This window comes from Bacillus sp. FSL K6-6540, assembly GCF_038007545.1.
In genome coordinates this window covers 566,334-592,058 of sequence record NZ_JBBOXH010000002.1, presented here as the reverse complement: position 1 = coordinate 592,058, position 25,725 = coordinate 566,334, and the positions used below count along the sequence as shown (strand labels likewise).

General features: G+C 44.5%; 27 protein-coding genes. 18 read left to right on the top strand and 9 right to left on the bottom strand.

Features of this window, described 5'->3' with window-relative positions:
• The first annotated feature begins 41 nt into the window (after positions 1-41).
• The gene (locus MHH82_RS35415; protein WP_072175353.1) at positions 42-1,229 is read left to right on the top strand and encodes a class I SAM-dependent rRNA methyltransferase; all 1,188 of its coding nucleotides are present in this window, start codon (positions 42-44) and stop codon (positions 1,227-1,229) included.
• 32 nt (positions 1,230-1,261) lie between these two features.
• On the opposite strand, the gene MHH82_RS35410 is transcribed toward MHH82_RS35415, so the two are convergent.
• The 4 genes from MHH82_RS35410 to MHH82_RS35395 form a co-directional block, all read right to left on the bottom strand.
• Positions 1,262-1,459 (bottom strand): YwbE family protein, encoded by a 198-nt coding sequence (locus MHH82_RS35410; RefSeq protein ID WP_015385004.1) that lies wholly within the window; start codon positions 1,457-1,459, stop codon positions 1,262-1,264.
• 33 nt (positions 1,460-1,492) lie between these two features.
• A complete protein-coding gene (locus MHH82_RS35405; RefSeq protein WP_072175354.1) occupies positions 1,493-2,695 on the bottom strand; it encodes an MFS transporter in 1,203 nt (400 codons plus the stop codon).
• A 102-nt stretch (positions 2,696-2,797) separates the two neighbouring features.
• Positions 2,798-3,475 (bottom strand): CidB/LrgB family autolysis modulator, encoded by a 678-nt coding sequence (locus MHH82_RS35400; RefSeq protein ID WP_003227371.1) that lies wholly within the window; start codon positions 3,473-3,475, stop codon positions 2,798-2,800.
• Positions 3,457-3,843, bottom strand: coding sequence for a CidA/LrgA family holin-like protein (locus MHH82_RS35395; RefSeq protein ID WP_003227375.1), 387 nt, complete (start codon positions 3,841-3,843; stop codon positions 3,457-3,459). Before MHH82_RS35395 ends, MHH82_RS35400 begins: the two co-directional genes overlap by 19 nt.
• A gap of 105 nt (positions 3,844-3,948) precedes the next feature.
• Between MHH82_RS35395 and cidR the strand changes: the two genes are divergently transcribed.
• The 7 genes from cidR (at position 3,949) to MHH82_RS35360 (ending at position 11,274) form a co-directional block, all read left to right on the top strand.
• On the top strand, positions 3,949-4,854 hold the full coding sequence (gene cidR, locus MHH82_RS35390; RefSeq protein WP_003227377.1) for a cidABC operon transcriptional activator CidR: 906 nt from the start codon (positions 3,949-3,951) through the stop codon (positions 4,852-4,854).
• Between the two features lie 7 nt (positions 4,855-4,861).
• Entirely contained in the window at positions 4,862-5,680 is an 819-nt protein-coding gene (gene thiM / locus MHH82_RS35385) for a hydroxyethylthiazole kinase (protein ID WP_003244274.1), read from the top strand.
• Positions 5,677-6,345 (top strand): thiamine phosphate synthase, encoded by a 669-nt coding sequence (gene thiE / locus MHH82_RS35380; RefSeq protein ID WP_003244128.1) that lies wholly within the window; start codon positions 5,677-5,679, stop codon positions 6,343-6,345. The genes thiM and thiE overlap by 4 nt, the downstream gene beginning before the upstream one ends.
• A 156-nt stretch (positions 6,346-6,501) precedes the next feature.
• Positions 6,502-7,947 (top strand): ferrous ion permease EfeU, encoded by a 1,446-nt coding sequence (efeU, locus tag MHH82_RS35375; RefSeq protein ID WP_015714921.1) that lies wholly within the window; start codon positions 6,502-6,504, stop codon positions 7,945-7,947.
• Entirely contained in the window at positions 7,944-9,101 is a 1,158-nt protein-coding gene (gene efeM / locus MHH82_RS35370) for an iron uptake system lipoprotein EfeM (RefSeq protein ID WP_015714920.1), read from the top strand. The genes efeU and efeM overlap by 4 nt, the downstream gene beginning before the upstream one ends.
• An 18-nt stretch (positions 9,102-9,119) precedes the next feature.
• Complete coding sequence (gene efeB / locus MHH82_RS35365) at positions 9,120-10,370, top strand: iron uptake transporter deferrochelatase/peroxidase subunit (protein WP_041850379.1); 1,251 nt, start codon at positions 9,120-9,122, stop codon at positions 10,368-10,370.
• Between the two features lie 283 nt (positions 10,371-10,653).
• On the top strand, positions 10,654-11,274 hold the full coding sequence (locus tag MHH82_RS35360) for a DsbA family oxidoreductase (RefSeq protein WP_014478353.1): 621 nt from the start codon (positions 10,654-10,656) through the stop codon (positions 11,272-11,274).
• A 12-nt stretch (positions 11,275-11,286) separates the two neighbouring features.
• Here the strand turns inward: MHH82_RS35360 and MHH82_RS35355 are convergent, their stop codons facing one another.
• From MHH82_RS35355 to slrA, 3 genes are all read right to left on the bottom strand, one after another.
• Positions 11,287-12,828, bottom strand: coding sequence for a solute symporter family protein (locus tag MHH82_RS35355; protein ID WP_003227390.1), 1,542 nt, complete (start codon positions 12,826-12,828; stop codon positions 11,287-11,289).
• Positions 12,825-13,133 (bottom strand): DUF485 domain-containing protein, encoded by a 309-nt coding sequence (locus tag MHH82_RS35350; protein ID WP_003227392.1) that lies wholly within the window; start codon positions 13,131-13,133, stop codon positions 12,825-12,827. Before MHH82_RS35350 ends, MHH82_RS35355 begins: the two co-directional genes overlap by 4 nt.
• 442 nt (positions 13,134-13,575) lie before the next feature.
• Positions 13,576-13,734, bottom strand: a complete 159-nt coding sequence (gene slrA / locus MHH82_RS35345) for a transcriptional regulator SlrA (protein ID WP_003243648.1) — start codon at positions 13,732-13,734, stop codon at positions 13,576-13,578.
• A 354-nt stretch (positions 13,735-14,088) separates the two neighbouring features.
• Here slrA and slrC point away from each other — a divergent pair, with 354 nt between their 5' ends.
• The 4 genes from slrC to galT all read left to right on the top strand — a co-directional run bounded on the left by slrC (position 14,089) and on the right by galT (position 17,959).
• On the top strand, positions 14,089-14,760 hold the full coding sequence (gene slrC / locus MHH82_RS35340) for a transcriptional regulator SlrC (RefSeq protein ID WP_014478350.1): 672 nt from the start codon (positions 14,089-14,091) through the stop codon (positions 14,758-14,760).
• Positions 14,761-14,777: 17 nt separating this feature from the next.
• Positions 14,778-15,161, top strand: coding sequence for a GtrA family protein (locus MHH82_RS35335; protein ID WP_003227398.1), 384 nt, complete (start codon positions 14,778-14,780; stop codon positions 15,159-15,161).
• A gap of 80 nt (positions 15,162-15,241) precedes the next feature.
• Complete coding sequence (locus tag MHH82_RS35330) at positions 15,242-16,414, top strand: galactokinase (RefSeq protein ID WP_340797454.1); 1,173 nt, start codon at positions 15,242-15,244, stop codon at positions 16,412-16,414.
• 3 nt (positions 16,415-16,417) lie between these two features.
• Complete coding sequence (galT, locus tag MHH82_RS35325) at positions 16,418-17,959, top strand: UDP-glucose--hexose-1-phosphate uridylyltransferase (RefSeq protein ID WP_072175356.1); 1,542 nt, start codon at positions 16,418-16,420, stop codon at positions 17,957-17,959.
• A gap of 70 nt (positions 17,960-18,029) precedes the next feature.
• Here the strand turns inward: galT and MHH82_RS35320 are convergent, their stop codons facing one another.
• A complete protein-coding gene (locus tag MHH82_RS35320; protein ID WP_009968363.1) occupies positions 18,030-18,275 on the bottom strand; it encodes a GlsB/YeaQ/YmgE family stress response membrane protein in 246 nt (81 codons plus the stop codon).
• A 515-nt stretch (positions 18,276-18,790) separates the two neighbouring features.
• Between MHH82_RS35320 and qoxA the strand changes: the two genes are divergently transcribed.
• From qoxA to qoxD, 4 genes are read left to right on the top strand one after another with little or no spacing between them, the layout of a single operon-like run.
• On the top strand, positions 18,791-19,756 hold the full coding sequence (gene qoxA, locus MHH82_RS35315) for a cytochrome aa3 quinol oxidase subunit II (RefSeq protein WP_010886637.1): 966 nt from the start codon (positions 18,791-18,793) through the stop codon (positions 19,754-19,756).
• Between the two features lie 27 nt (positions 19,757-19,783).
• Positions 19,784-21,733, top strand: coding sequence for a cytochrome aa3 quinol oxidase subunit I (gene qoxB / locus MHH82_RS35310; protein ID WP_003227407.1), 1,950 nt, complete (start codon positions 19,784-19,786; stop codon positions 21,731-21,733).
• Between the two features lie 13 nt (positions 21,734-21,746).
• Complete coding sequence (gene qoxC / locus MHH82_RS35305) at positions 21,747-22,361, top strand: cytochrome aa3 quinol oxidase subunit III (RefSeq protein ID WP_003227409.1); 615 nt, start codon at positions 21,747-21,749, stop codon at positions 22,359-22,361.
• A 1-nt stretch (position 22,362) separates the two neighbouring features.
• A complete protein-coding gene (qoxD, locus tag MHH82_RS35300; RefSeq protein WP_003227410.1) occupies positions 22,363-22,737 on the top strand; it encodes a cytochrome aa3 quinol oxidase subunit IV in 375 nt (124 codons plus the stop codon).
• 41 nt (positions 22,738-22,778) lie between these two features.
• Here the strand turns inward: qoxD and ywcE are convergent, their stop codons facing one another.
• Positions 22,779-23,042 carry a spore morphogenesis/germination protein YwcE gene (ywcE, locus tag MHH82_RS35295; protein ID WP_003227411.1) on the bottom strand — a complete coding sequence of 88 codons (264 nt, stop codon included), beginning with the start codon at positions 23,040-23,042 and terminating at the stop codon, positions 22,779-22,781.
• Positions 23,043-23,538: 496 nt separating this feature from the next.
• Here ywcE and rodA point away from each other — a divergent pair, with 496 nt between their 5' ends.
• Positions 23,539-24,720: a cell shape-determining peptidoglycan glycosyltransferase RodA gene (gene rodA / locus MHH82_RS35290; protein ID WP_003227413.1), complete on the top strand. Its 1,182-nt coding sequence runs from the start codon at positions 23,539-23,541 to the stop codon at positions 24,718-24,720.
• Between the two features lie 106 nt (positions 24,721-24,826).
• A complete protein-coding gene (nfsA, locus tag MHH82_RS35285; protein ID WP_003244098.1) occupies positions 24,827-25,576 on the top strand; it encodes an oxygen-insensitive NADPH nitroreductase in 750 nt (249 codons plus the stop codon).
• The last annotated feature ends 149 nt before the right edge of the window (positions 25,577-25,725 follow it).

Genomic DNA, 25,725 nt, shown 5'->3' with positions numbered 1-25,725 from the left:
TGGTACCATAAGAGAAAGCAAACGGAAAGAGGACGACATATATGAAGCTACTCACCCTAAAAAAAGCACACGCTGCCAAAATAAAAAAAGGCTATCCCCTTATTGAAAAAGAAGCTCTCGCAGGGAGTGCGGGGCACATGAAAGAAGGAGACCTCGTTGATATCGTGTCTGAGAGCGGCGAGTTTCTCGCGCGGGGCTATTATGGCCTGCAAAACAAAGGGGTCGGCTGGACGCTTACCCGCAATAAACATGAACAGGTTGACCAGGCATTTTTTCTCACCAAATTAACAAAAGCGGCCCAAGCGCGCGCCAAACTATTTGAGGCTCAAGATACAACAGCTTTCCGCCTGTTCAACGGTGAGGGCGACGGTGTCGGCGGCGTCACCATCGACTATTATGATGGCTACCTGCTGATTCAATGGTACAGCAAGGGAATTTACACCTTTAAAGACATGCTGATTTCCGCAATGGATGAGATGGATCTTGATTATAAAGCGATTTACGAGAAGAAACGCTTCGACACAGCTGGACAATACGTTGAAGATGATGACTTCGTGAAAGGGAGAAGAGGCGAGTTCCCTATCATCATCCAGGAGAATGGCATTCAATATGCGGTGGATCTGAATGAAGGTGCCATGACGGGCATCTTTTTGGATCAGAGACATGTGCGCAAGGCGATCAGAGACCGCTATGCAAAAGGGAAAACCGTTTTAAATACATTTTCTTATACGGGTGCATTCTCCGTGGCGGCGGCGCTTGGCGGAGCGGAGAAAACAACAAGCGTCGACGTGGCAAACCGAAGTCTGGCCAAAACGATCGAGCAATTCAGCGTGAACAAGCTGGATTACGAAGTGCACGACATTAAAGTGATGGACGTTTTTAACTATTTTTCATATGCTGCAAAAAAGGATTTGCGCTTTGATCTGATTATTCTCGATCCGCCTTCCTTTGCGCGCACAAAAAAACGCACCTTCAGCGCGGCCAAGGATTATAAAAACCTGCTGAAGGAAACGATCGCCATCACTGCTGACAAGGGTGTCATTGTTGCCTCTACAAACAGCAGCGCCTTTGGCATGAAGAAATTCAAAGGCTTTATTGATGCCGCCTTTAAAGAAAAAAACGAACGCTACACCATCATTGAGGAATTTACGCTGCCGGAGGATTTCAAAACGATTTCGGCATTTCCGGAAGGCAACTACCTGAAAGTGGTCCTTCTGCAGAAAAAATAATGAAAAAGCTGCCCTGTTCAGGGGCAGCTTTTTTATGTAGAAATGATCTGCTGGACGCGGCCGATGCGGCCATCTTCAAGCCGGACTTTAATGCCATGCGGATGAAAGCTTGATTTCGTCAAAATATCCTTCACTGTCCCTCGCGTCAGCTTTCCTGTCTTTTGATCCGCTTTCAATACAATATCAACCTGCAACCCTTTCGAAATGCTGTTTCGCTCTTGCCCGTTCATAACGCACATCCTTTCTTTTGTTCATTATAGTCATTATGGTTTAAAAGTAACAGCCGGCTGATGAAGTGTATTTTTGTTTTTTTCAGCCTTCATTAAATATAATGTCAGGCCAAAGCCTGCTATGCTCAGAATGCCAAAAAGCAAGTAGACTGCGAAGATCGACACGTAGTCAAAAATGTACCCGCCTGCAAATGTGCAGAACCAGTTGCCGAACCCGTTGCCGATGGCGGCGTACATGGTCAGTGCCGTCGCTTCAACGTGTCTAGGGGTAATCTTTTTCACATATTGAAGCGCTGCCGGGATAAATAAACCGATGGCCACTCCCTGAAGAAAGACCGTCGCATAAATGATCCATAGTGAAGGCGCCGTGAAATAGAGCGCCCACCTGAATAATGAGACTCCGCCTGACAGCATAATGACGTTGAGCAGCCCCATTTTATCTATAAATGTTTGGGCGAATCTCATAAATGGAATTTCTGAAATGACACCGATGAAAAATAAAATGCCGATAGCAGAAAGTGACGCGCCGCTTTTGTCCAGAAAAAGACTGAAATACGTATTGTTCGCTAAGTTTGGAGCAAATGTCGTAAAGGTGATGATCATAAAGATGAGGAAAGTTTTGTTGCTGATAAGCTCCCGGAATCCTTTGCGGATATTGACCTTTGTTTTTGTTTTCTGCTGGCCGGGCATTTGTGAAGCCAATATGGCGGCAATGCACAGAAAGGCACAGCCAAAGATAAAGATCACGTGAATGGGGTACAGCTGGTTCGTCACCTGTCCCATGGCAAACACCGCGACACCGAAGCCGAGAGAACCAAACAGGCGGATTCCGCCGTAGTTGCCGTTTGTTTCTTGTGTGTACCTTAGTGAAATGCTGTCCGAAAGTGGAATAATCGTGCTTTGAAAGGCTGCAAAACAGGCCGCAATCAAAATAAACAGAGGGAAACTGTCAAATGCAATATAGGCTAATCCAATGATGCCTGTGATTGCTGTGCAAACCGCCAGCAGGCCTTTCGTTTTTTGCGTATAGTCGCTCAGCATACCCCAAAACGGCTGAAAGAAAATCATCACAATCGGGCCCAGTGACATGATCAAGCCGACCTGTGATCCACTTAAATGCTGTTCCTTCGTTAAATACATACTGAGTAAGGGAATTATGCTGCCCGTACCGAGAAAAGCAAACAAATAAAATCCTTTTAACGCGGCATAATGCCGCCTCACCAGCAAGTTGTGCATCAGGGTGCCTCCTTTGGTATCCACAAATACATTATATTGGAATTCGCCAGCTTTTCAATAAGGGGAAGCACATAAAAAAACTGCCCTCGAGAGGACAGTTTTTTACATAAATGAAAGTAAAAACGGCGCCGCGCAAAGCGTCATAATCGCAGCTAAGATCATCGACACACTGGAAATCGTGCCGGACACAGAGCTGAGCTCAAATGCTTTAGACGTTCCCGCTCCGTGTGCGCTTGTGCCGAGCAGCACGCCCCGCGCAATTTCGTTATCAATGCGGAAATAACGGATGACCATCGGGCCGATCACTGTGCCGAGCAAAGCGGTTAAAATCACAAACACGGCTGTGACGGCAGGCATACCGCCGATCATTTCAGATACGTTCATCGCGATCGGCGTTGTCACTGATCTTGGGACGAGGCTGTCAATTAAGCCGGTGCCGAGGTGAAGCCATTTCGCAATAAGAGCGGTAGAAATAATCGCGATGCATGAACCGACGGCCACATTCAAAATAATTTCCACTGCGTATTTCTTTAAAACAGGGAAATATTTATATAACGGGATCGCGAATGCCACGGTGGCCGGCTGTAGCATATCGGTCAGCAATCCGCCGCCGAGATTATAGGACTCGTACGGGACATTCACCAGCAGCAGCAGACCGACTAATACAGCGGGCGTCACCAATAGCGGCGACGTATAAACACGCGGAAAGCGTTGATATACCTTTTTTGCTCCTAAATACACCAAAACCGTTAAAAACAAACTTACAATTCCGATGAACACGTATGCTTTTTCTCCTTTCTCTTTGCGATGAGTTGTGTAAGCGTTCCTGTAGACACCATCACGACAAACGTGCTGATGATGACAACAAGCAGAATGCTGACACCAAATTTCGACATAATGTCTCCGTATTCAATCACTCCGACGGCAGACGGGATAAAAAATAAAAGCAGCTCCCCGAGAAGCCACGCTGCACCAAGCTCGATCCATTCAAGCTTGATAATGTTAAAGTGCAATAATGTGAAAAGAATCACAATCCCTATTATACTGCCGGGAATATTTATATGAAGAAGGGCTGTCACCCAATTAATCAGCCGAGCAAATATAAATAACAGAGCGATTTGAATAACGGTTAGCAACAGTTTTTTCATATTGATGCCTCCCTTATATACTTATTGTACATAAGGTCTCTCTATAGGTAAAATATATATTAAGAATAAGAAGTATTCCTTTTGTCTATAGAAAGGGTGAAGCGCATGGATATCCGCCATTTAACATATTTCTTGGAAGTCGCCCGTTTAAAAAGTTTTACGAAGGCTTCCCAATCCCTTTATGTTTCTCAGCCGACGATATCAAAAATGATCAAAAATTTAGAAGAAGAGCTCGGAATTGAACTGTTTTACCGAAACGGCAGGCAGGTGGAACTGACTGATGCCGGTCATAGCATGTATGTGCAGGCGCAGGAAATCATTAAATCATTTCAAAACCTGACGTCAGAATTAAATGATATTATGGAAGTCAAGAAAGGGCACGTACGGATTGGACTGCCGCCGATGATCGGATCGGGGTTTTTCCCCAGAGTGCTCGGCGATTTCCGTGAAAACTATCCGAATGTCACCTTTCAGCTAGTCGAAGACGGTTCTATAAAAGTCCAAGAAGGTGTCGGGGACGGCTCTCTTGATATCGGCGTTGTGGTCCTTCCCGCAAACGAAGATATCTTTCATTCGTTTACAATCGTAAAAGAAACCTTAATGCTTGTCGTTCACCCTTCCCACAGGCTGGCTGATGAGAAAGAATGTCAGCTGCGTGAGTTGAAGGACGAGCCTTTTATTTTCTTCAGAGAGGATTTTGTCCTGCACAACCGAATTATGACGGAATGTATCAAGGCTGGGTTCCGGCCCCATATCATTTATGAAACATCACAATGGGATTTTATTAGTGAGATGGTATCAGCCAACCTTGGGATCGGGCTTTTGCCGGAACGGATCTGCCGCGGCCTTGACCCGGAAAAAGTGAAAGTCATTCCGCTTGTCGATCCGGTCATCCCTTGGCACCTCGCCATTATTTGGAGAAAGGACAGGTACTTGTCGTTTGCCGCCAGAGCTTGGCTCGAACATACGAAATCGTATTTATGGGACCCGAAAAAAGATAGTAAAGGATGATGCAAACATGGATGCACAATCAGCAGCAAAATGTCTTACGGCTGTCCGCCGGCATAGCCCACTGGTGCATAGCATAACCAACAATGTCGTAACGAATTTCACAGCAAACGGCCTGCTCGCGCTCGGCGCATCGCCCGTTATGGCGTACGCAAAAGAAGAGGTCGCCGATATGGCGAAGATTGCGGGTGCACTCGTTTTAAATATCGGAACGCTGAGCAAGGAGTCAGTCGAAGCGATGATCATCGCGGGGAAATCAGCTAATGAACATGGCGTTCCCGTCATTCTTGATCCTGTCGGTGCCGGAGCAACACCATTCCGCACTGAATCGGCACGTGACATCATTCGTGAGGTGCGCCTTGCTGCAATCAGAGGAAATGCGGCGGAAATTGCCCATACCGTCGGCGTGACCGATTGGCTGATCAAAGGTGTTGATGCGGGTGAAGGCGGAGGCGACATCATCCGGCTGGCTCAGCAGGCGGCACAAAAGCTAAACACGGTCATTGCGATAACTGGTGAAGTTGATGTCATAGCCGACACGTCACATGTATACACCCTTCATAACGGCCACAAGCTGCTGACAAAAGTGACAGGCGCCGGTTGCCTGCTGACTTCCGTCGTCGGTGCGTTTTGCGCTGTGGAAGAAAATCCATTGTTTGCTGCTATTGCGGCCATTTCTTCGTATGGGGTCGCCGCTCAGCTTGCCGCACAGCAGACGGCTGACAAAGGCCCTGGAAGCTTTCAGATTGAATTGCTGAACAAGCTTTCAACTGTTACTGAACAAGACGTCCAAGAATGGGCGACTATAGAAAGGGTGACTGTCTCATGACTCGTATTTCTCGGGAAATGATGAAAGAGTTATTATCTGTATACTTCATTATGGGGTCAAACAATACGAAAGCCGATCCTGTTACAGTTGTACAAAAAGCGTTAAAAGGCGGTGCCACCCTGTACCAGTTCCGTGAAAAAGGCGGGGATGCGCTGACAGGAGAGGCTCGGATTAAATTTGCTGAAAAAGCGCAGGCAGCTTGCCGTGAAGCTGGTGTTCCGTTCATTGTCAATGATGATGTGGAATTGGCTCTGAATCTGAAAGCTGACGGTATCCACATCGGTCAGGAAGACGCAAATGCGAAAGAGGTAAGAGCTGCCATAGGTGATATGATTCTCGGCGTTTCTGCCCATACGATGTCTGAGGTGAAGCAAGCCGAAGAAGACGGAGCGGATTATGTCGGGCTTGGGCCGATCTATCCGACTGAAACGAAAAAAGATACGAGAGCGGTACAGGGTGTATCTCTTATCGAAGCAGTGCGCCGCCAAGGCATCAGCATTCCAATTGTCGGCATCGGCGGAATCACAATAGATAATGCCGCACCTGTTATCCAAGCGGGGGCCGATGGCGTCAGTATGATCAGCGCCATCAGTCAGGCGGAGGATCCTGAGAGTGCTGCACGCAAGTTTCGTGAGGAAATTCAAACGTATAAAACAGGAAGATAATCGTTCATTTTCCTTCAAAGGGCTGTTCTGTAAAAGGACAGCTTTTTTGCTGTCCATCAAGGTTTTCAGACCTTCAAATTTTAATTGACAAAGGACAGGAACTGGCTATGATTATGTTATACAATGATAATCATTTTCAATTATAGGAGGAACATGATGGCTCGGGGGCTGGCACTTATTCTATTCAGCTTGTTGATGGTTTTCGGTTCTGCGGCACATGCGGAAGATGATCCGATCGCCGCATTAATTCAATTAAACAAGCAAATGATCAAATCCGTAAAAGACGGGGATATGGATTCGGCACAACAAACGTTTGACACCTTCAAAGCGAAGTGGAAAAAAGAAGAACCTTCTATTAAGAAAGAAAACCTTTCTTCTCACAGTGAAATGGACGCGAATATCGCGATGATTTCTCTTTCTTTTATCAATCAAGACGCAGGCAAGCTCAAATCACAGCTTGAAGAGCTTTCATCTCATTTAGAAACCTACCAGCAGGCTGTCGTGCTGAAAAAGACATCCTCAGGTCAATCAAGGGCGTCCTTAACAGCCTATATACAAAGCTTGAAAGACACAAAACAGTTCATAGAAAAAAAACAATTGGATGAAGCGTCATCCGCAATCGACAATTTAGTTACATCCTGGCTCGCTGTTGAGGGAGATGTCGTGTCCCAATCGAAAGAAGCCTATACGACATCGGAGGAAAATCTGGCGCTGATGAAGGCGGAGATCGGCAGCCATCCTGAAAAGGTATCAAAGCAAATTGACGAAATGATTCAATTGCTCGAGCCGATCGCTTCAAGCAGCTACAGCTGGTGGGATGCGGCGCTGATCCCGGTTCGTGAAGGAATGGAGGCCCTCCTTGTCATCGGAGCGCTATTAACCATGACAAAAAAAGCGCGGGTTACGCGTTCCTCGACATGGATCTGGGGCGGGGCGTCCGCCGGCATGGCTGTTTCCTTAACAGCCGGCATCGGTGTCACGGTTCTGTTCTCCTCCAGTGTATTCGGAGAAAACAATTTCTTGCTTGGCGGCGTTACCGGCGTACTGTCCGCTGTCATGCTTTTGTATGTCGGGGTGTGGCTGCACAGAAACGCCTCAATGGATAAATGGAGAGAAAAAATCAATATCCAGAAGTCACATGCACTAAAAAAACGAAGCCTGCTTTCCTTTGCGCTCATTGCATTTCTGGCAGTTGTAAGAGAAGGTCTCGAAACGGTCATCTTTTTCATCGGGCTTGTCGGGAAGCTCCCGCTCACTGAACTGATCGGCGGAACTGCCGCAGGGCTTATCGTTCTCGTCATCGTCGGTGTTCTGATGATCAAGCTCGGAATGCGTATTCCATTGAAGCCGTTTTTTCTTCTATCAATGGCGGTTGTCCTGTATATGTGCGTGAAATTTCTCGGAACCGGCGTTCACAGCCTTCAGCTGGCGGGCATTCTTCCGTCTGATGCAGAAAGCTGGCTGCCGTCTGTATCGGTGCTAGGAATTTATCCGTCCGTGTACAGCACGATTCCGCAAATGTTGATTTTACTCTTTTTACTGATTGCGCTTGTTTCAGAAGCGGCAAAACATTTTACAAACGGAAAGGAACTGACAAAATGAATTTCACAAAAATCGCTGTATCAGCCGGATGCATCCTTGCGCTGTGCGCAGGCTGCGGAGCCAATGACACATCTTCAACCAAAGAAAAAGCTTCATCTGAAAAAAGCGGGGTCACTAAAGAAATCACCGCATCCGTAAATAAAATGGAAACCATCATTTCTAAGCTGAATGACTCAGCGGAAAAAGGAGACCAAAAAGAGATTGAAAAGAAGGGGAAAGAGTTAAACAGCTACTGGCTTTCCTTTGAAAACGATATTCGCAGCGACTATCCATTCGAATATACAGAAATCGAAAAGCATCTTCAGCCAATCTACACAGAAGCGCAAAAAGACAAACCGGATGCAGCAAAAATCAAGACAGAATCCGAGTCACTGAAAGCGTCCTTAGAAGACCTGACAGAAGCGAAGAAGAGCGGCAAAAAGGCTAGCGATCAGCTGGCAAAAGCAGCGGATGAATATAAAAGCTATGTCAAAGAGCAGAGCGATCAGCTTGTAAAAGCGACTGAATCATTTACAAGCGCTGTGAAATCCGGCGATATCGAAAAGTCCAAAACGTTATATGCGAAAGCGCGTGTTTATTACGAGCGAATCGAACCGATCGCTGAAAGCCTCGGAGATCTTGATCCGAAAATTGACGCCCGAGAAAACGATGTTGAAGAAGGAGACAAATGGACAGGCTTCCATAAGCTTGAGAAGGCCATTTGGAAGGATCAAGATATTTCCGGGGAAAAGGCAACAGCTGACCAGCTTCTCAAGGATGTAAAAGAGCTTGACGGTTCAATTCAATCACTGAAATTAACCCCTGAACAAATTGTTGCAGGCGCGATGGAGCTTCTGAACGAAGCCGGAATTTCGAAAATCACGGGAGAAGAAGAACGCTACTCACGAATTGATTTAGTTGACCTTATGGCAAATGTGGAAGGCTCCGAAGCCGTTTATCAAACAGTGAAAAGCGCGCTTGTAAAAGATCACTCCGACTTGACGGAAAAACTGGATACGGAGTTCAGCGAATTTGAAGTTTTAATGGCAAAATACAAAACAAATGATCAGTCCTATACGTCTTATGATAAATTAAGTGAAAAGCAAATCAGAGAGCTGAGCACTAAGCTGACGACTCTTTCTGAAACCATGTCGAAGATTGCGAATGTGCTATAAAAGGAGTTTTGTAACATCATGAGCGATGAACAAAAAAAGCCAGAACAAATTCACAGACGGGACATTTTAAAATGGGGAGCAATGGCGGGGGCAGCCGTTGCGATCGGTGCCAGCGGTCTCGGTGGTCTCGCTCCGCTTGTTCAGACTGCGGCTAAGCCATCGAAAAAGGATGAAAAAGAGGAGGAGCAGATTGTTCCGTTTTACGGAAAACATCAGGCCGGAATCACAACTGCCCATCAGACGTATGTCTATTTTGCTGCATTGGATGTAACAGCAAAAGAGAAAAGCGACATCATTACGTTATTTAGAAACTGGACAAGTCTCACACAGATGCTGACGTCTGGCAAGAAAATGTCAGCTGAGCAGAGAAATCAGTATCTGCCGCCGCAGGATACAGGTGAGTCTGCTGATTTATCCCCTTCTAACTTAACGGTCACATTCGGATTCGGGCCTGGCTTTTTTGAAAAAGACGGAAAGGACCGCTTCGGACTGAAAAGCAAAAAACCGAAGCACCTAGCCGCTCTTCCAGCGATGCCCAATGACAACCTGGATGAAAAGCAGGGAGGCGGGGACATCTGCATTCAAGTATGTGCAGACGATGAGCAAGTGGCGTTTCACGCGCTGCGTAACCTGCTAAATCAAGCGGTCGGCACTTGTGAGGTCCGCTTTGTTAACAAAGGCTTTTTAAGCGGAGGAAAAAATGGTGAAACACCGCGCAACCTCTTCGGGTTCAAAGATGGAACAGGCAACCAGAGCACGGAGGATGACAGCTTGATGAACTCGATCGTGTGGGTTCAGTCCGGTGAGCCTCACTGGATGACGGGCGGCACCTATATGGCTTTCCGGAAAATTAAAATGTTCCTTGAGATATGGGACCGCTCTTCCCTCAAGGACCAAGAGGATACCTTCGGCCGCAGAAAAAGCTCAGGGGCGCCTTTTGGGCAGAAAAAGGAAACAGATCCCGTGAAGCTGAATCAAATTCCGTCTAATTCACACGTCAGTCTAGCGAAATCTACGGGAAAACAAATTTTGCGAAGAGCTTTCTCTTACACAGAGGGACTTGATCCGAAAACCGGCTATATGGATGCAGGTCTCCTGTTTATCAGTTTTCAAAAAAATCCCGACAATCAGTTTATCCCGATGCTGAAGGCTCTTTCAGCAAAGGATGCGTTAAACGAATATACACAAACAATCGGTTCTGCTTTATACGCATGCCCAGGCGGCTGCAAAAAAGGAGAATATATTGCCCAGCGTTTGCTGGAATCATAAAAGAAGCCTTTACAGGCTTCTTTCAGCGTGTCGACAAACCCTCGCATTCGTTGTCAAGCCTGTGCGTTGGTGCTCACGAATTAGAGCATTCGCTCCGCTCCAATGCTCGGCTTTCCTAGACTTCAAGGGTTTTCAATCACGCTGAAAGGATGACAAAATCCTAAAACTTTTTAGGATTTTGTCATCAATCTGAAAGAAGCCTAAATCGGCTTCTTTATTTAAAAAACAGTTGTAACTTTAATTGTTACAGTTTAAAATCAATTTAGTATGAAAGGAGATTATCATGACAGTACACATTAAAGTTTATTCAGATTACGTCTGCCCATTTTGTTTTGTTGGAAAAGCCGCTTTTGAAGAAGCGATAAAAGGAAAGGATGTTGAAGTCGAGTGGATGCCGTTTGAACTGCGCCCAAGCCCATCTCCTCAGCTTGATCCGGTCAATGATCCTTCCAAACAGTACATGTGGCAGACATCAATTCAGCCAATGGCGGAGAAATTAGGAGTCGAGATCAATTTTCCAAACGTCTCGCCTCATCCGTATACAGACCTCGCGTTTGAAGGCTTCCATTTTGCGAAGGAATACAATAAAGGACATGAATACAACACCCGTGTCTTTCAGGCGTTTTTCCAGGAGGGCCAAAATATTGGCGATATTGACATCTTGACGAAGCTCGCCGAGGAAGTGGGATTAGACGGTGCATCATTCAAATCAGCACTGGAAACAAGAACATATCAGGACGTGCAGCGCCAAGCCTTGAAGCACGCTTATGAAGAGGCTGACATCACAGCCGTTCCAACCTTTATTATTGGCGACACTGTAATTCCAGGTGCTGCCGGCAAGGATGTATTTGAAAAAGCGATTTCTGACGAACAAAAGAAAAGACAAGGAAAAAGCTCTCTATAAAGAGAGCTTTTTTTACTCCTGTTCCATATGGACGCCAGTATGCGCCTTCACCTGAATTTCTGCAAACGTATCTTCATCAATTGTTTTATCAGATGACAGCACCGTTCCGAGCCACGCGCCGAGAAAGCCGAGCGGGATGGAAATAATTCCTGGATTAGACAGCGGAATGAGCGGATCACCGGTAAAAATAGCACCTCCGGCCGGGTCCCACACACTAGGGCTCATCGATACCAGCACAAGCGCGCTGATCAGGCCTGTCAGGCTGCCCCATAAAGCGCCTGAGGCATTGAATCGTTTCCAGAAGACTGTAAACACAATCAGCGGAAGGTTTGCGCTGGCGGCTACCGCAAACGCGAGTGCAACAAGGAACGCCACATTTAAGGATTGTGCAAAAATCGCAAGGAGAATCGAGAGTACTGACACGGCGACAGAAGCCCATCTGGCCGCTTTCATTTGTTCTTTTTCAGTTGCTTCTCCCTTTCTGATAATCTGGCTGTAAATATCATGGGCAAATGCTGAGGCGGCAGACAGCACCAACCCTGTCACGACAGCCAAAATGGTGGCAAAGGCGATGGCTGATACAAACGCGAACAGAAAGTCTCCTCCGAGCGCTTTTGCTAAAAGCGGAGCCGCCATATTTCCCGCTTGATCAGCCGCCGTAATCGCGTCAAAACCGACAAATGCCGCGGCACCAAAGCCTAGAAACACCGTCATAATGTAAAACACACCGATAATCCATGTCGCTGACACAACGGATGTACGGGCCGTCTTGGCATCCTTAACGGTATAAAACCGGATCAATATATGCGGAAGCCCGGCGGTTCCCAGCACGAGTGCCAAGTTTAACGACAAGGTCTCAAGCGGCACCTTGTATTTATTTCCGGGGTTCAAAAAATCAGCGCCCAGCGGAGTAGCCGTTTTCATCTGTTCAAACATGGTATTAAGGCTAAAGCCGAATTTCGAAAACACGATAATCGAAATCACGAGTGTGCCGGCCATCAGCAAAACGGCTTTAATAATTTGAACCCAGCTTGTCGCGATCATGCCGCCAAACACGACATAAATGGTCATCAGCACTCCGACGATGAGGACAGCCGCGGTATAATCCAGCCCTAGAAGCAGTTTGATCAGCGCACCCGCCCCCACGAGCTGGGCGATCATATAAAAAGTAGAGATGGCAATGGTATTGAGAGCCGCGACACCGCGGATTTTCTTTTCTTTAAAGCGAGCGGCAATCATGTCTGCCATCGTGTACTTTCCAAGATTCCGAAGCGGCTCCGCCACGATGTACAAGACAACGAGATAAGCCACCAGAAAACCGATGCTGTAAAAGAAGCCATCAAATCCATATAACGCAATCATTCCGGCAATCCCGAGAAACGAGGCGGCAGACATGTAGTCACCGGCAATTGCCAGTCCATTCTGAACGCCGGTGAGCCCGCCGCCCGCCGTATAAAACTCACTCGTCGTTTTCGTCCGCTTCGCGGCAAAATACGTGATAATAAGCGTCAGGCCAACAATCGCCAAAAATAATAAAAAAGCAGTCATATTCATGTCTGTTCACCCTTCAGATCCTCTTTTAAAGCGCTTACATACTTATCGAAATGGGCGGCTCTCCGGGAATACACAGTACTCAGTATCCAGGTCATAGCGAATTGGGCGATGGCGAACAGCCAAGCCCATGAAACAGCTCCAATGGCCGGTGCATTCAAAAAGGTGAAATAAGATGTCAAAACAGGGAGTGAAAAATAAAAAACAAAAAAGAAAATCGCAGAAGGAACAATAAAAGCGCGTTTCTGCTTTAAAAAAGCTTGAAAAGACGGCGTTGCAGCAATCTGTTTATAATCAGCTTTGTACATGGCTTTCCTCCTTTTATTCGCTAAACGTAAGCAAAAAGGTACACCAATAGGTATGTACTGAAAGTCCGATTTATGCGTTGAACAATATCTGGAGGATGAAAAAAGAAGGAAGTCGTGAAGAGGTGAACACAGTGGTCTAAAGACAGGCGAAGGTTTTCAAGCTCGGCCGTGTATAAACGAGTTTGCTTTCAAAACCTCACCGAATGCAGCTTGTTCTCAGCAAAGCTGCTGTTTACCAGAGCACGGTTATCATGTTCGCATCACCTCTTTATGACAATGCATGTGCCAAGAGGTGATCGCATCACCGGCTGTCTGTCGTAGTTAGCTGACACACCGTTTGTCCTCAAGCTCAGCGCAGCGATTTGCTTTTGAATAGAGGATATGGTGAAAACTCAGATCAGGTGATAGAAAAGCCAGAGGTAAATAGATCCGCCTGTTCGGACTAGTCTTGCCGGACGGTTTTTTTGTGGTTTTTCTTTCTCGATGCTGTCTCAGATTCTAAAAACTGCCTCACATCATGAATGCCTAATCCAATGGATCTAGCTTCTTGAATTAACATATGCCAACCTTTGTCCAAATCTTTTTTAACATGAGTTTTCATAGTAACCTCCAATTGTATAAAATGTTTTCCTGCAACATGCGGGCAATAAAAGACAAGCCAGCGCGATGATGAGGCGAGTACAACAAATTTCACACATAGTTGCTCGGTGTTCACAAACTGAAGGAAAAACCACCTACCTATTCCCTAAAAAAATGACTAATATAACCAATGGACCTTATTTATAATAATAAACAATTAAATACTGACTGGATAGTATGTAAATGAAAATAAATCATTTAGCCTATTAAAAATGACCCCTGGGAAACCGAATAGCATAACCGTTCAAAGAAATAAATACCGCTAAAGATTGATCCGGTGTAAGATAAGGGTAATCATTACCGCCAGGAGAAAAATATGAAAAAAAACAAATTTCAAATTAAAAGAGAAGCAACATTTGAAAGTTTTATAGACGCTGGCGTGAATTTGTTGATTGACCGAGCGTATGATCCGGTTTCTGTAGAAGATATCAGCAGAGCCGCCGGGTACAGCAAAGGAGCATTTTATGTTCATTTTGTCAGCAAGGACGATTTTCTGCTGTACCTTCTCGAAAAACGTCAGATGAAAAAAAAGATCATTATAGGGTATCTTGATCAAATGGAGCGGGAGTCAGTGAAATCGCTGACATTGGACGAGGCTGCAAAACACGCTGCAGAACTGCTTTATTCCTATTACATAAATAAGCCGTCGTGGGACATCACCTCGTTTGCCATGAACATGCCGACATATAAAGTCTTAAAGAAATGCAAGGCCTATGTCCGGCTGTACGAATTGTGGGTGGAAGAAAATGTGTTATATATTAAGTGGCTGAAGGAGAGAAAGCTGATTGACGCCTGTATTGATCCTGAATATACGGCTAAAATAATATGTGCAGTCCTCGACGGAATCATTAAACAATCATATGTATTGGGCCAGCCAGCCACCTTCCGCAGCTTTTTAGACGCACTCTCGGTATTTTTTACTTTAGACAGAGAGCACGAGACGCCAAGAATTTTGAAAAGTTTTTCAGAAAGCGAGGAACATCAGTGAAGTATAGAGAAATAATTATGTATATCATTATGGGGGTTTTCACAACCATTGTGAATATCGCCAGCTTTTATATATTGGTAGAGATCATGAATGTGGATTACAAAGCCGCCACTGTTGCCGCTTGGATTTTGTCCGTGCTGTTTGCTTACATAACAAATAAATTATATGTGTTTCAGCAAAAAACACATGATCTGCAGAGCCTGCTGAAAGAGCTCACTGCTTTTTTCAGCGTTCGGGTCCTGTCTCTCGGCATAGATTTAGGCATGATGATCATTCTTGTCGGCCAGTTTAATACAAATGAAACCTTGGCCAAAATACTCGACAACGCGGTCATTGTTGTCGTCAACTATGTTGCGAGCAAATGGCTCGTCTTTAAAAAAACAAAAGAAGAAGGGGTATGAGAGGACTGCAGCATATGATCTGCCGTTTTCTATGAAGAAATAAGGGGAATAAAAAATAAAAACCAGAAAGGTGATTGCACATGCGGGAAGAGCTAAAGGGGATATTTGCAAGTGTATTCGGAGAAAAAGAGGGGTTACGGTTTTTTTTGGCACCTGGAAGAGTGAATCTGATTGGAGAACATACAGACTATAACGGCGGGCATGTCTTTCCGTGCGCGCTGACAATGGGTACATATGCTGCTGTTGCAGAAAGTAACGACGGGCTTGTCCGGATGTATTCAGATAACTTTAGAAACGCAGGCATCAAGGAATGCAGCCTTGACGACATTCGCTATCAAAAAGAAGACGACTGGGCGAACTACCCAAAAGGCGTGATTTATGAATTTCAACAGAGGGGATATGCAGTTCCCCATGGCTTTGACATTGTATTTTCAGGGAATATTCCAAACGGGGCGGGGCTGTCGTCTTCCGCTTCTATTGAACTGCTGATGGGGGTCGTGCTCCAAAGCTATTTTCATCCTGAAGTAGATGCGCTTGAGCTTGTGAAAATGGCGCAGCATGCGGAAAACCATTTTATCGGCGTCAATTGCGGAATTATGGACCAATTTGCAATTGGAATGGGGAAAAAACATCATGCGATGCTGCTGAACTGCGACACGCTTGACTATGAATATAGCAAACTCAATGTCTCAGGCCTCTCGCTGGTCATCGCGAACACGAACAAAAAAAGGACATTGGCTGACTCAAGCTATAATACGAGACGCCAAGAATGCAATGATGCATTGCTTGATTTGAAAAAAGGCCTCGATATTGCCGCAGTGGGCGACATCAAGCCTTCTGATTTCGATGCGCATTCCAGCCTGATCCAAAATGAAACGAACAGACGCCGGGCAAAGCACGCTGTATACGAAAATCATCGTGCTATTAAGACGGCCCATATGTTCAAAGAGAACAATATAGATGAAATCGGGCAGTTAATGAAGGAATCCCACCTTTCATTGAAGGATGACTATGAAGTAACATGCCCTGAACTTGATGAGCTTGTGTTTGCGGCATGGGATCACGAAGGTGTAATTGGATCAAGAATGACGGGAGCAGGCTTTGGCGGATGCACCATCAGCATTGTAAAAGATGAGTTCGTTGATGATTTTATTCAGAAGGTTGGAGACAGATATCAAGAAAAAACAGGGCTCCGAGCGGATTTTTATGTCGCGGATATCGGAGAGGGAGCGAGAGAACTAAAGGGGGAGTGACATATGAGTATTATTGAACATCTGGAACAGCTGCTTGAGTATGGCCTGGAACGAAAATTGATTTCGATCTGGGATCGGGAATATACGAGAAACCGTCTTTATGAAGCGCTGGGCATCACACATCCCGAGCCGAACTCCAGCACCAGCATCAAGCAGTCACAAAGCTTGCCGGACTTGCTAGCTCCCATCTATAAATGGGCTGCCGAAACCGGCCGAATGGAAGCGGATACAGATACGTACCGTGACCTGCTCAGCGCAAAGCTGATGGGCTGTTTTGTGCCTGCCCCGTCCGAGGTCATTCGCAAATTTGAAGAGACAAAAGCATTATACGGCCCAAAACAGGCGACAAAGGAATTCTATCAATATTCAGAGGATGTCTATTATATACGGACTGACAGAATTGCCAAAAATGTTCATTGGACGGTGCCGACCGAATATGGCGAGCTGGAAATGACCATTAACCTATCAAAGCCTGAAAAGGACCCGAAAGCGATTGCGGCTGCAAAAGAGCAGGAACAGACAAATTATCCGATGTGTTTGCTGTGTAAAGAAAATGTCGGCTTCGAGGGAAGCGTGAATCATCCAGCCCGGCAAAATCACAGAATCATTCCGGTCATCCTTGAGGACGAACAATGGTTCCTGCAATTCTCGCCATATGTCTATTATCCGGAGCACTGCATTGTCTTAAAAGGTGAACATGAACCGATGGAGATCAGCAAAAAAACATTTGAAAGGCTGCTGGCATTTCTTGGCCAATATCCGCATTATTTTATCGGTTCAAACGCGGATCTGCCGATTGTCGGCGGCAGCATCCTAAGCCATGATCATTTCCAAGGCGGCGCGCATGATTTTCCAATGGCACGTGCAGAAGCGGAAGACGTTTATGAATTAAATGATTATCCCGGCGTGTCGCTGGGCTTAGTGAAGTGGCCGATGTCTGTGCTCAGGCTCCAAGGAGACGAACCGGGTCATGTCGCCGAAGCTGCTGACCATATCTTCCGCACGTGGCAGACGTATTCCGATGAAAAAGCCGGCATTGCCGCCTATACAGGCGATACGCCCCATAATACGGTCACACCGATTGCGCGGCGCAGGGGAGACTTGTACGAACTCGATATCGTACTGAGGAACAACCGGACGGATGAGGAGCATCCATTAGGAATATTTCATCCTCATCAAGAAGTCCACCATATTAAAAAAGAAAATATCGGCCTGATTGAGGTCATGGGATTGGCGATATTGCCTGGCCGCTTACAGGAGGAAATGAAAGAAACGGCAGCGGCGCTATGCTCTGCTGATCCAAAAACAGCCTTAGAACAAAATCCGCTCACGGCAAAGCATAGTGAATGGGCTCTTCGGATGATGGAAAAAAGAACCATAACAAAAGAGAATGCAGATCTAGTCATAAAAGAAGAGCTGGGACATGTATTCGCTCGCATTCTTGAATACGCCGGTGTATTTAAGCAGACAGCAGTGGGAAAACAGGCCTTCAGAAGGTTCATCGATCAGTTGGGCGCCAAACCAGTCAAAAGCCTCAACCGCTAGGGTTGAGGCTTTTTCGATTTTTATGGCAAAACAAACACCCAAAGCGCTGACGCTTCGGGTGCTGCTGCTTTTATCCTCTTTTTCTGGTTAACAGGCTTACTAGAAAGACAACAATGGCTGCGCCGATTACCGCTGGAATAATGGCAAATCCGGCTAGGTGCGGCCCCCATGTTCCAAGCAGCCCGTGTCCGATCCAGGCGCCTATAAGACCTGCGATCATAGACCCGATAATTCCTCCGGGCATATCTCCTTTTACAAACAGGCTTCCAAGCCATCCGATAATAATAGCGACGATAAGTGAAATAAGAAAACTCATCATGCAACACATCCTATTTTTTATTTATTTGCTTATATCATTCCTCTTTTTTGTATAAGATAAACAACTGGATGCTCTCATAAAAAAATACGGACAATTCAGAGCATATTGGCTCTTCATTGCGCCTTTTCTTTCAATATTTGATGCGTTAAAATGGTAACCGTGTGAAAAGATGCTAGACGAGGAAAAAATAATTCCTATCTAGAAAGTTTAACAAAATGAAATTTTTGATTGACCTAAGTTTTTTATTGTGGTAAACCTTAATTTGTCAGAATTAGTTCTTCATCATCTTTCTTTACTTTATATGCGGAAATAACTAGAAACTTTTCATCTTAAGCGATAGATGTGAATAAAGTTGGAGCAATTTTTGTCGATTTTATGACATTTAAGCGAAAATGGGATGAAGTTTATAAAAAAATAAAGCTAATAAGTGAAGTTTTTGATAGCATAACAAAGTAGAGAAAAGATTTTGAGGAAGTATGCACTTCAGATTTATTACATCAATAGGAAGGATGGTGATCTTCTTGTTCAGAGCATTAAAACCGTTGCTTGTATTAGCGCTGTTAACTGTGGTTTTCGTCCTTGGGGGATGCAGCAATGCTTCAGTACTAGATCCGAAAGGACCTGTAGCTGAACAGCAAAGTGATTTAATCCTGTTATCTATCGGATTTATGCTGTTTATCGTCGGGGTCGTCTTTGTTCTATTTACCATTATTTTAGTAAAATACCGCGACCGTAAAGGCAAAGATAATGGATCTTATAACCCAGAAATTCACGGTAACACGTTTTTAGAAGTAGTCTGGACAGTGATCCCAATTTTAATCGTCATTGCACTTTCTGTGCCAACAGTACAGACGATATATTCGTTAGAAAAAGCTCCTGAAGCAACAAAAGACAAAGAGCCTCTTGTTGTTTATGCTACTTCGGTAGACTGGAAATGGGTATTCAGCTACCCTGAACAGGATATTGAAACGGTCAACTACTTAAACATTCCTGTCGACCGCCCGATCTTGTTCAAAATCTCATCTGCAGATTCAATGGCTTCGCTATGGATTCCTCAGCTTGGAGGGCAAAAATATGCGATGGCAGGAATGCTGATGGATCAATACTTACAGGCTGACAAAGTGGGTACTTACGAAGGCCGCAACGCGAACTTCACAGGTGAACATTTTGCAGACCAAGAGTTTGATGTGAATGCAGTCACAGAAAAAGACTTTAACAGCTGGGTGAAAAAGACTCAGAACGAGGCTCCTAAGCTGACAAAAGAGAAGTATGATGAATTGATGCTTCCTGAAAATGTGGACGAATTAACGTTCTCTTCTACTCACTTGAAATACGTTGATCACGGACAAGACGCTGAGTACGCAATGGAGGCGCGCAAACGCCTTGGCTATCAAGCCGTTTCACCGCACTCTAAAACAGATCCGTTTGAAAACGTAAAGAAAAACGAATTTAAGAAGTCTGATGATACAGAAGAATGATATTGATCAGGAAAGGAGGAAGCCTGCATGAAATTCAAATGGGACGAATTTTTCGTAACTGGTGACCCATTAATTCTGGGCGCACAAGTTTCCATTGCGCTTTCAACCATTGCCATTATTTTTGTACTGACTTACTTTAAAAAGTGGAAATGGCTGTGGTCTGAATGGATAACTACTGTTGACCATAAAAAACTCGGAATCATGTACATTATATCTGCTGTAATAATGTTATTCCGCGGCGGTGTCGACGGTCTGATGATGCGTGCCCAGCTAGCGCTTCCGAATAACAGTTTTTTAGACTCAAACCACTATAATGAAATTTTTACAACTCACGGTACAATCATGATCATCTTCATGGCGATGCCGTTCTTAATCGGTCTTATTAACGTTGTTGTACCTCTTCAAATCGGTGCCCGCGACGTTGCGTTCCCTTACTTGAACAACCTGAGCTTCTGGACGTTCTTTGTAGGGGCGATGCTTTTCAATATTTCTTTCGTTATCGGAGGTTCTCCGAACGCAGGCTGGACGAGTTATATGCCGCTTGCAAGTAACGACATGAGCCCTGGGCCGGGTGAGAACTACTACCTCCTCGGACTTCAGATTGCCGGTATCGGTACCCTGATGACAGGGATCAACTTTATGGTAACAATCTTAAAAATGAGAACAAAAGGCATGACATTAATGCGTATGCCGATGTTCACATGGACAACACTGATCACAATGGTTATTATCGTGTTTGCGTTCCCTGTACTTACAGTAGCATTAGCACTTTTATCATTTGATCGTTTGTTCGGCGCTCACTTTTTCACATTGGAAGCAGGCGGTATGCCGATGCTTTGGGCTAACTTGTTCTGGATTTGGGGACATCCTGAAGTATATATCGTTATTCTTCCGGCGTTTGGTATTTTCTCAGAAATCATCTCAAGCTTTGCAAGAAAACAATTGTTTGGTTACAAAGCGATGGTTGGTTCTATTATCGCCATCTCTGTATTGAGTTTCTTAGTTTGGACTCACCACTTCTTCACAATGGGGAACAGTGCGTCCGTTAACTCATTCTTCTCAATTACGACAATGGCAATCTCAATCCCAACCGGGGTTAAAATCTTTAACTGGCTCTTTACAATGTATAAAGGCCGAATCAGCTTTACAACACCTATGCTGTGGGCGCTTGCGTTCATTCCTAACTTCGTTATCGGCGGGGTTACAGGGGTTATGCTTGCGATGGCAGCAGCGGATTATCAATACCATAATACGTACTTCCTTGTATCTCACTTCCACTATGTGCTGATCGCAGGTACTGTATTTGCTTGTTTCGCCGGATTTATTTTCTGGTATCCAAAAATGTTCGGCCACAAGCTGAACGAAAGAATCGGAAAATGGTTCTTCTGGATCTTTATGATCGGGTTCAATATTTGTTTCTTCCCGCAATATTTCTTGGGGCTTCAAGGCATGCCTCGCCGTATTTACACATACGGACCGAATGACGGCTGGACAACATTGAACTTTATCTCAACAGTCGGAGCTTTCATGATGGGCGTAGGATTCTTAATCCTTTGCTATAACATCTACTACAGCTTCCGTTACTCTACTCGTGAAATCAGCGGAGATTCATGGGGTGTGGGACGTACGCTTGATTGGGCGACTTCTTCTGCGATTCCGCCGCATTACAACTTTGCGGTGCTTCCTGAAGTCAAATCTCAAGATGCATTCCTGCATATGAAAGAAGAAAAAACTGAATTATACCCTGAAAGCAAATTCAAGAAAATCCATATGCCAAGCAACTCAGGCAGACCGTTCTTTATGTCTGTTGCCTTCGGTCTCGCTGGCTTTGGACTTGTCTTTGAATGGTACTGGATGGGCGTAGTCGGATTGATCGGAGTCCTGCTCTGCATGGTTCTGCGTTCATTCGAATACGACAACGGCTACTACATTAGTGTTGATGAAATAAAAGAGACGGAAAGAAAGATTTCCGAATAAGGAGGCGTGAGTTATGGAACATGCAGAACACGGCAATTCTAACGCGCCTATGGAATATCAATCTGAAACCGGCAGACTTAATATTCTCGGGTTTTGGATCTTTTTAGGGGCAGAAATTGTGTTGTTCTCAACACTATTTGCAACCTTCTTCGTTCTTAAAAACAGAACAGCTGGAGGTGTCTTGCCAGACGAACTATTTGAAGTCAATCTGGTAATGATTATGACGTTCTTGCTGCTGATCAGCAGCTTTACCTGCGGGATCGCTGTTCATGAAATGCGCCGCGGAAGTTTAAAAGGCGTAGTCATTTGGACAATTATCACTCTTCTTCTCGGTGCCGGCTTCGTCGGATGCGAGATCAACGAGTTTGTTCACTATGTACATGAAGGAGCGGCTCTCAGTACAAGTGCGTTCTGGTCTGGATTCTTTGTTTTACTTGGAACTCACGGAACTCACGTAACAATCGGGATTTTCTGGATCACAGGAATTCTGATTCAGTTGAAGAAACGCGGCTTAACTCCGCAAACTTCATCTAAAATCTTTATCTCAAGCTTGTACTGGCACTTCTTAGATGTTGTATGGATTTTCATCTTTACAGGTGTCTATCTCATGGGATTGGGGGGTCTGTAAAATGGCAAACAAATCTGCTGAACACAGTCACTTTCCATGGAAACACATTGTAGGTTTTATCCTGTCTATCGTTTTGACCCTGCTGGCTCTATGGGTTGCAGTGTATACTGACCTGAGCTCATCAGCAAAACTTTGGATTATCTTCGGCTTCGCCTTCATTCAGGCGGCGCTGCAGCTTCTCATGTTTATGCATATGACAGAGAGCGAAAACGGCACGATCCAAGTCGGAAACACGCTGTTCGGATTCTTTGGCGCGATCGTTATCGTACTTGGATCCATCTGGATTTTCGCGGCTCACTATCACCATGGTGACCATATGGACGGAAATCCTCCTGGAGGCGCTGAACACTCAGAGCATTCAGGCCATAACGAATAATACAAAAACCCTCTTCATTGGAAGAGGGTTTTTTGCTGTCTTCAGCTGCTTCGCTTTCTGCGAAGATACGGAAGGCCGTAAATGATAAATGCGGCGATATGAGCGACAATGACGTTAACGGCAAACAAGATAATCATGAGAGTGTGTCCAAGTGGAGAAAGGCTTTCTGTTGCGTAAAAGAAGAAGAATACCCACATTAAAATGATTGGCGGTATAGCTGAGAGTGCGACTTTTTTGTTATCAAGCCAAATAAAGAGAGGCGTTGCGCTGGCAACCAATAAGTAAGCAAAAAACATGTCCATCATACCCGTCTCCTTTCATTTTGTGATAACGTTTACAAAAATGAAATAGAGGAACTGAGTTGTGTCTGTTTTGTGATTGTTTTTTGAACATTCTGTTACAATTATTATACCATGTTTTCCAGAAATTGATACGTGTTTTTGCAGAAATGGACTGGATCTATCGTCTTATTTTTTTTGTTTAATGTGCTAGGAGAATGTATGGGCATGGGGGTCTGAATTTTTAGCTATTTCTATATGAGGTATCACATTATTTGGGAACATAACACATTATCGCATTCGTTTTTTAACAAATTCTATTGGTATGGCGTTTTTTTCATTTGAAAAGTTTTGTGTCAATCGAAACATTTCGGTTTATGATACGTCATATTTCGTGTAGCTGAAAAAGCGCCGCAAATGCTGAAAAAACATAAAAGGAAGCGAGCTTCACGTGTCATCTTGAACGTGGTTCATGTATAATAAACATTAGTGATTTTCCGATGAAAATGTAAGGCGGGATAGAATGAGTCGATATAAGAAACAGCAAAGCCCCTTTTACCAGGGGGATTTGATTTTTATATTTGGTGTGTTTTTTATTATAAGCGTAGTATCAATTTATGCTGCCGGTCAGTTTGGGCAGTATGGGAACACGGATTGGATTCAGCAAATTGTGTTTTATCTTTTGGGGGCTGTTGCCATTACAGTTCTTTTGTACTTTGATTTAGAACAGCTTGAAAAGTTAAGTTTATATATTTTTATCATTGGTATTTTATCTTTGATTATTCTTAAAATCAGTCCCGAGTCTATTGCACCTGTTATTAAAGGGGCAAAAAGTTGGTTTAGGATCGGTAGAATAACAATACAGCCGTCAGAGTTTATGAAGGTTGGTTTGATTATGATGCTTGCTTCAGTTATTGGAAAAGCAAATCCTAAAGGAGTTCGGACGCTTAGGGATGATATCCACTTGTTATTAAAGATTGCGGGTGTCGCAGTTATTCCTGTAGGTCTTATCTTGATGCAGGATGCTGGGACTGCGGGAATATGTATGTTTATCGTTCTTGTAATGGTTTTTATGTCAGGGATAAATTGGAAATTGATTGCGATCATAGCTGGTTCAGGTATCTTACTCATTTCATTAATTTTATTAGTAATGATAAACTTTCCTGACGTTGCTAAATCAGTTGGAATACAGGATTATCAAATTAAGCGGGTCACTTCTTGGGTGTCTGCTTCAAATGAGACACAGGAAGATTCAAATGACAGCTGGCAAGTTGACCAGGCCATCATGGCAATAGGATCTGGTGGTATTTTAGGTAATGGTATTTCTAATTTGAAGGTTTATGTTCCAGAGAGTACGACTGACTTTATCTTTTCCATAATAGGTGAGTCATTTGGCTTTATAGGCTGTGCAATTGTTGTCATCATGTTCTTCTTTTTAATCTACAGGCTTGTTGTTCTGATAGACAAAATACATCCGTTTAACCGTTTCGCTTCTTTCTTTTGCGTTGGCTATACGGCGTTAATTGTGATCCACACATTCCAGAATATCGGAATGAACATTGGCATTATGCCTGTTACCGGGATTCCGCTGCTGTTTGTCAGCTATGGGGGAAGCTCGACACTTTCCACGTTAATCGGATTTGGGATTGTATATAATGCAAGTGTGCAGCTGACGAAATACAGAAGTTATCTTTTTAATTCTTGATATGCAGACAGCCTTTACAGAGGCTGTCTTTTTTTTGTGCAGAGCATTTCACTTTTGAGATCACTTTTTTTCGGATATGATAAAAAGTGATAAGGAGGTATTTGTGATGAATAACACAATCGAAACCATTTTGAATCATCGGTCAATCCGGTCTTTTACTGATCAGCTTTTGACAGCTGAAGAAATTGATACATTAGTGAAAAGTGCGCAGGCTGCGTCTACATCCAGCTATGTGCAGGCATATTCGATTATCGGGGTTTCTGATCCTGAGAAAAAACGTGAGCTGTCCGTGCTTGCTGGGAATCAGCCTTATGTTGAGAAGAACGGACACTTTTTTGTATTTTGTGCGGATTTGTACCGCCATCAACAACTGGCTGAGGAAAAAGGTGAACATATTTCTGAGCTGCTCGAGAATACAGAAATGTTTATGGTTAGCTTGATTGATGCGGCGCTGGCAGCGCAAAATATGAGCATTGCCGCTGAATCCATGGGGCTTGGCATTTGCTATATCGGTGGCATTCGGAATGAACTGGACAAGGTGACAGAGGTGCTGCAAACGCCTGACCATGTGCTCCCGCTTTTCGGACTGGCAGTAGGCCATCCTGCGAACCTTTCTGGCAAAAAACCAAGATTGCCAAAGCAGGCCGTTTATCATGAGAATACGTATAATGTGAACACAGACGATTTCCGTCATACTATGAATACGTATGACAAAACCATTTCTGATTACTATAGAGAAAGAACAAACGGGAAGCGGGAAGAAACGTGGTCCGATCAAATACTGAACTTTATGAAGCAAAAGCCGCGTACGTATTTAAATGACTACGTGAAAGAAAAGGGCTTTAATAAAAACTAAAGCAAACCTCTCCGTCTGGAGGGGTTTTTATGTTTCACGTGTAACATATTCCGACAAATAGGGACATGCTTTCACAAATAAATGGCGAATGATAGGGGACACTGATAAGCAGTGTGAGCGGCTTTGGAGAAAAAATAGGGGATCAGTGA

Coding starts and splice junctions, on each gene's coding strand:
- MHH82_RS35415 (WP_072175353.1), top strand. CDS start 42: ATGAAGCTACTCACCCTAAAAAAAGCACACGCTGCCAAAATAAAAAAA.
- MHH82_RS35410 (WP_015385004.1), bottom strand. CDS start 1,459: ATGAACGGGCAAGAGCGAAACAGCATTTCGAAAGGGTTGCAGGTTGAT.
- MHH82_RS35405 (WP_072175354.1), bottom strand. CDS start 2,695: ATGCACAACTTGCTGGTGAGGCGGCATTATGCCGCGTTAAAAGGATTT.
- MHH82_RS35395 (WP_003227375.1), bottom strand. CDS start 3,843: ATGAAAAAACTGTTGCTAACCGTTATTCAAATCGCTCTGTTATTTATA.
- cidR (WP_003227377.1), top strand. CDS start 3,949: ATGGATATCCGCCATTTAACATATTTCTTGGAAGTCGCCCGTTTAAAA.
- thiM (WP_003244274.1), top strand. CDS start 4,862: ATGGATGCACAATCAGCAGCAAAATGTCTTACGGCTGTCCGCCGGCAT.
- thiE (WP_003244128.1), top strand. CDS start 5,677: ATGACTCGTATTTCTCGGGAAATGATGAAAGAGTTATTATCTGTATAC.
- efeU (WP_015714921.1), top strand. CDS start 6,502: ATGGCTCGGGGGCTGGCACTTATTCTATTCAGCTTGTTGATGGTTTTC.
- efeM (WP_015714920.1), top strand. CDS start 7,944: ATGAATTTCACAAAAATCGCTGTATCAGCCGGATGCATCCTTGCGCTG.
- efeB (WP_041850379.1), top strand. CDS start 9,120: ATGAGCGATGAACAAAAAAAGCCAGAACAAATTCACAGACGGGACATT.
- MHH82_RS35360 (WP_014478353.1), top strand. CDS start 10,654: ATGACAGTACACATTAAAGTTTATTCAGATTACGTCTGCCCATTTTGT.
- MHH82_RS35355 (WP_003227390.1), bottom strand. CDS start 12,828: ATGAATATGACTGCTTTTTTATTATTTTTGGCGATTGTTGGCCTGACG.
- MHH82_RS35350 (WP_003227392.1), bottom strand. CDS start 13,133: ATGTACAAAGCTGATTATAAACAGATTGCTGCAACGCCGTCTTTTCAA.
- slrA (WP_003243648.1), bottom strand. CDS start 13,734: ATGAAAACTCATGTTAAAAAAGATTTGGACAAAGGTTGGCATATGTTA.
- slrC (WP_014478350.1), top strand. CDS start 14,089: ATGAAAAAAAACAAATTTCAAATTAAAAGAGAAGCAACATTTGAAAGT.
- MHH82_RS35335 (WP_003227398.1), top strand. CDS start 14,778: ATGTATATCATTATGGGGGTTTTCACAACCATTGTGAATATCGCCAGC.
- MHH82_RS35330 (WP_340797454.1), top strand. CDS start 15,242: ATGCGGGAAGAGCTAAAGGGGATATTTGCAAGTGTATTCGGAGAAAAA.
- galT (WP_072175356.1), top strand. CDS start 16,418: ATGAGTATTATTGAACATCTGGAACAGCTGCTTGAGTATGGCCTGGAA.
- MHH82_RS35320 (WP_009968363.1), bottom strand. CDS start 18,275: ATGAGTTTTCTTATTTCACTTATCGTCGCTATTATTATCGGATGGCTT.
- qoxB (WP_003227407.1), top strand. CDS start 19,784: ATGAAATTCAAATGGGACGAATTTTTCGTAACTGGTGACCCATTAATT.
- qoxC (WP_003227409.1), top strand. CDS start 21,747: ATGGAACATGCAGAACACGGCAATTCTAACGCGCCTATGGAATATCAA.
- qoxD (WP_003227410.1), top strand. CDS start 22,363: ATGGCAAACAAATCTGCTGAACACAGTCACTTTCCATGGAAACACATT.
- ywcE (WP_003227411.1), bottom strand. CDS start 23,042: ATGATGGACATGTTTTTTGCTTACTTATTGGTTGCCAGCGCAACGCCT.
- rodA (WP_003227413.1), top strand. CDS start 23,539: ATGAGTCGATATAAGAAACAGCAAAGCCCCTTTTACCAGGGGGATTTG.
- nfsA (WP_003244098.1), top strand. CDS start 24,827: ATGAATAACACAATCGAAACCATTTTGAATCATCGGTCAATCCGGTCT.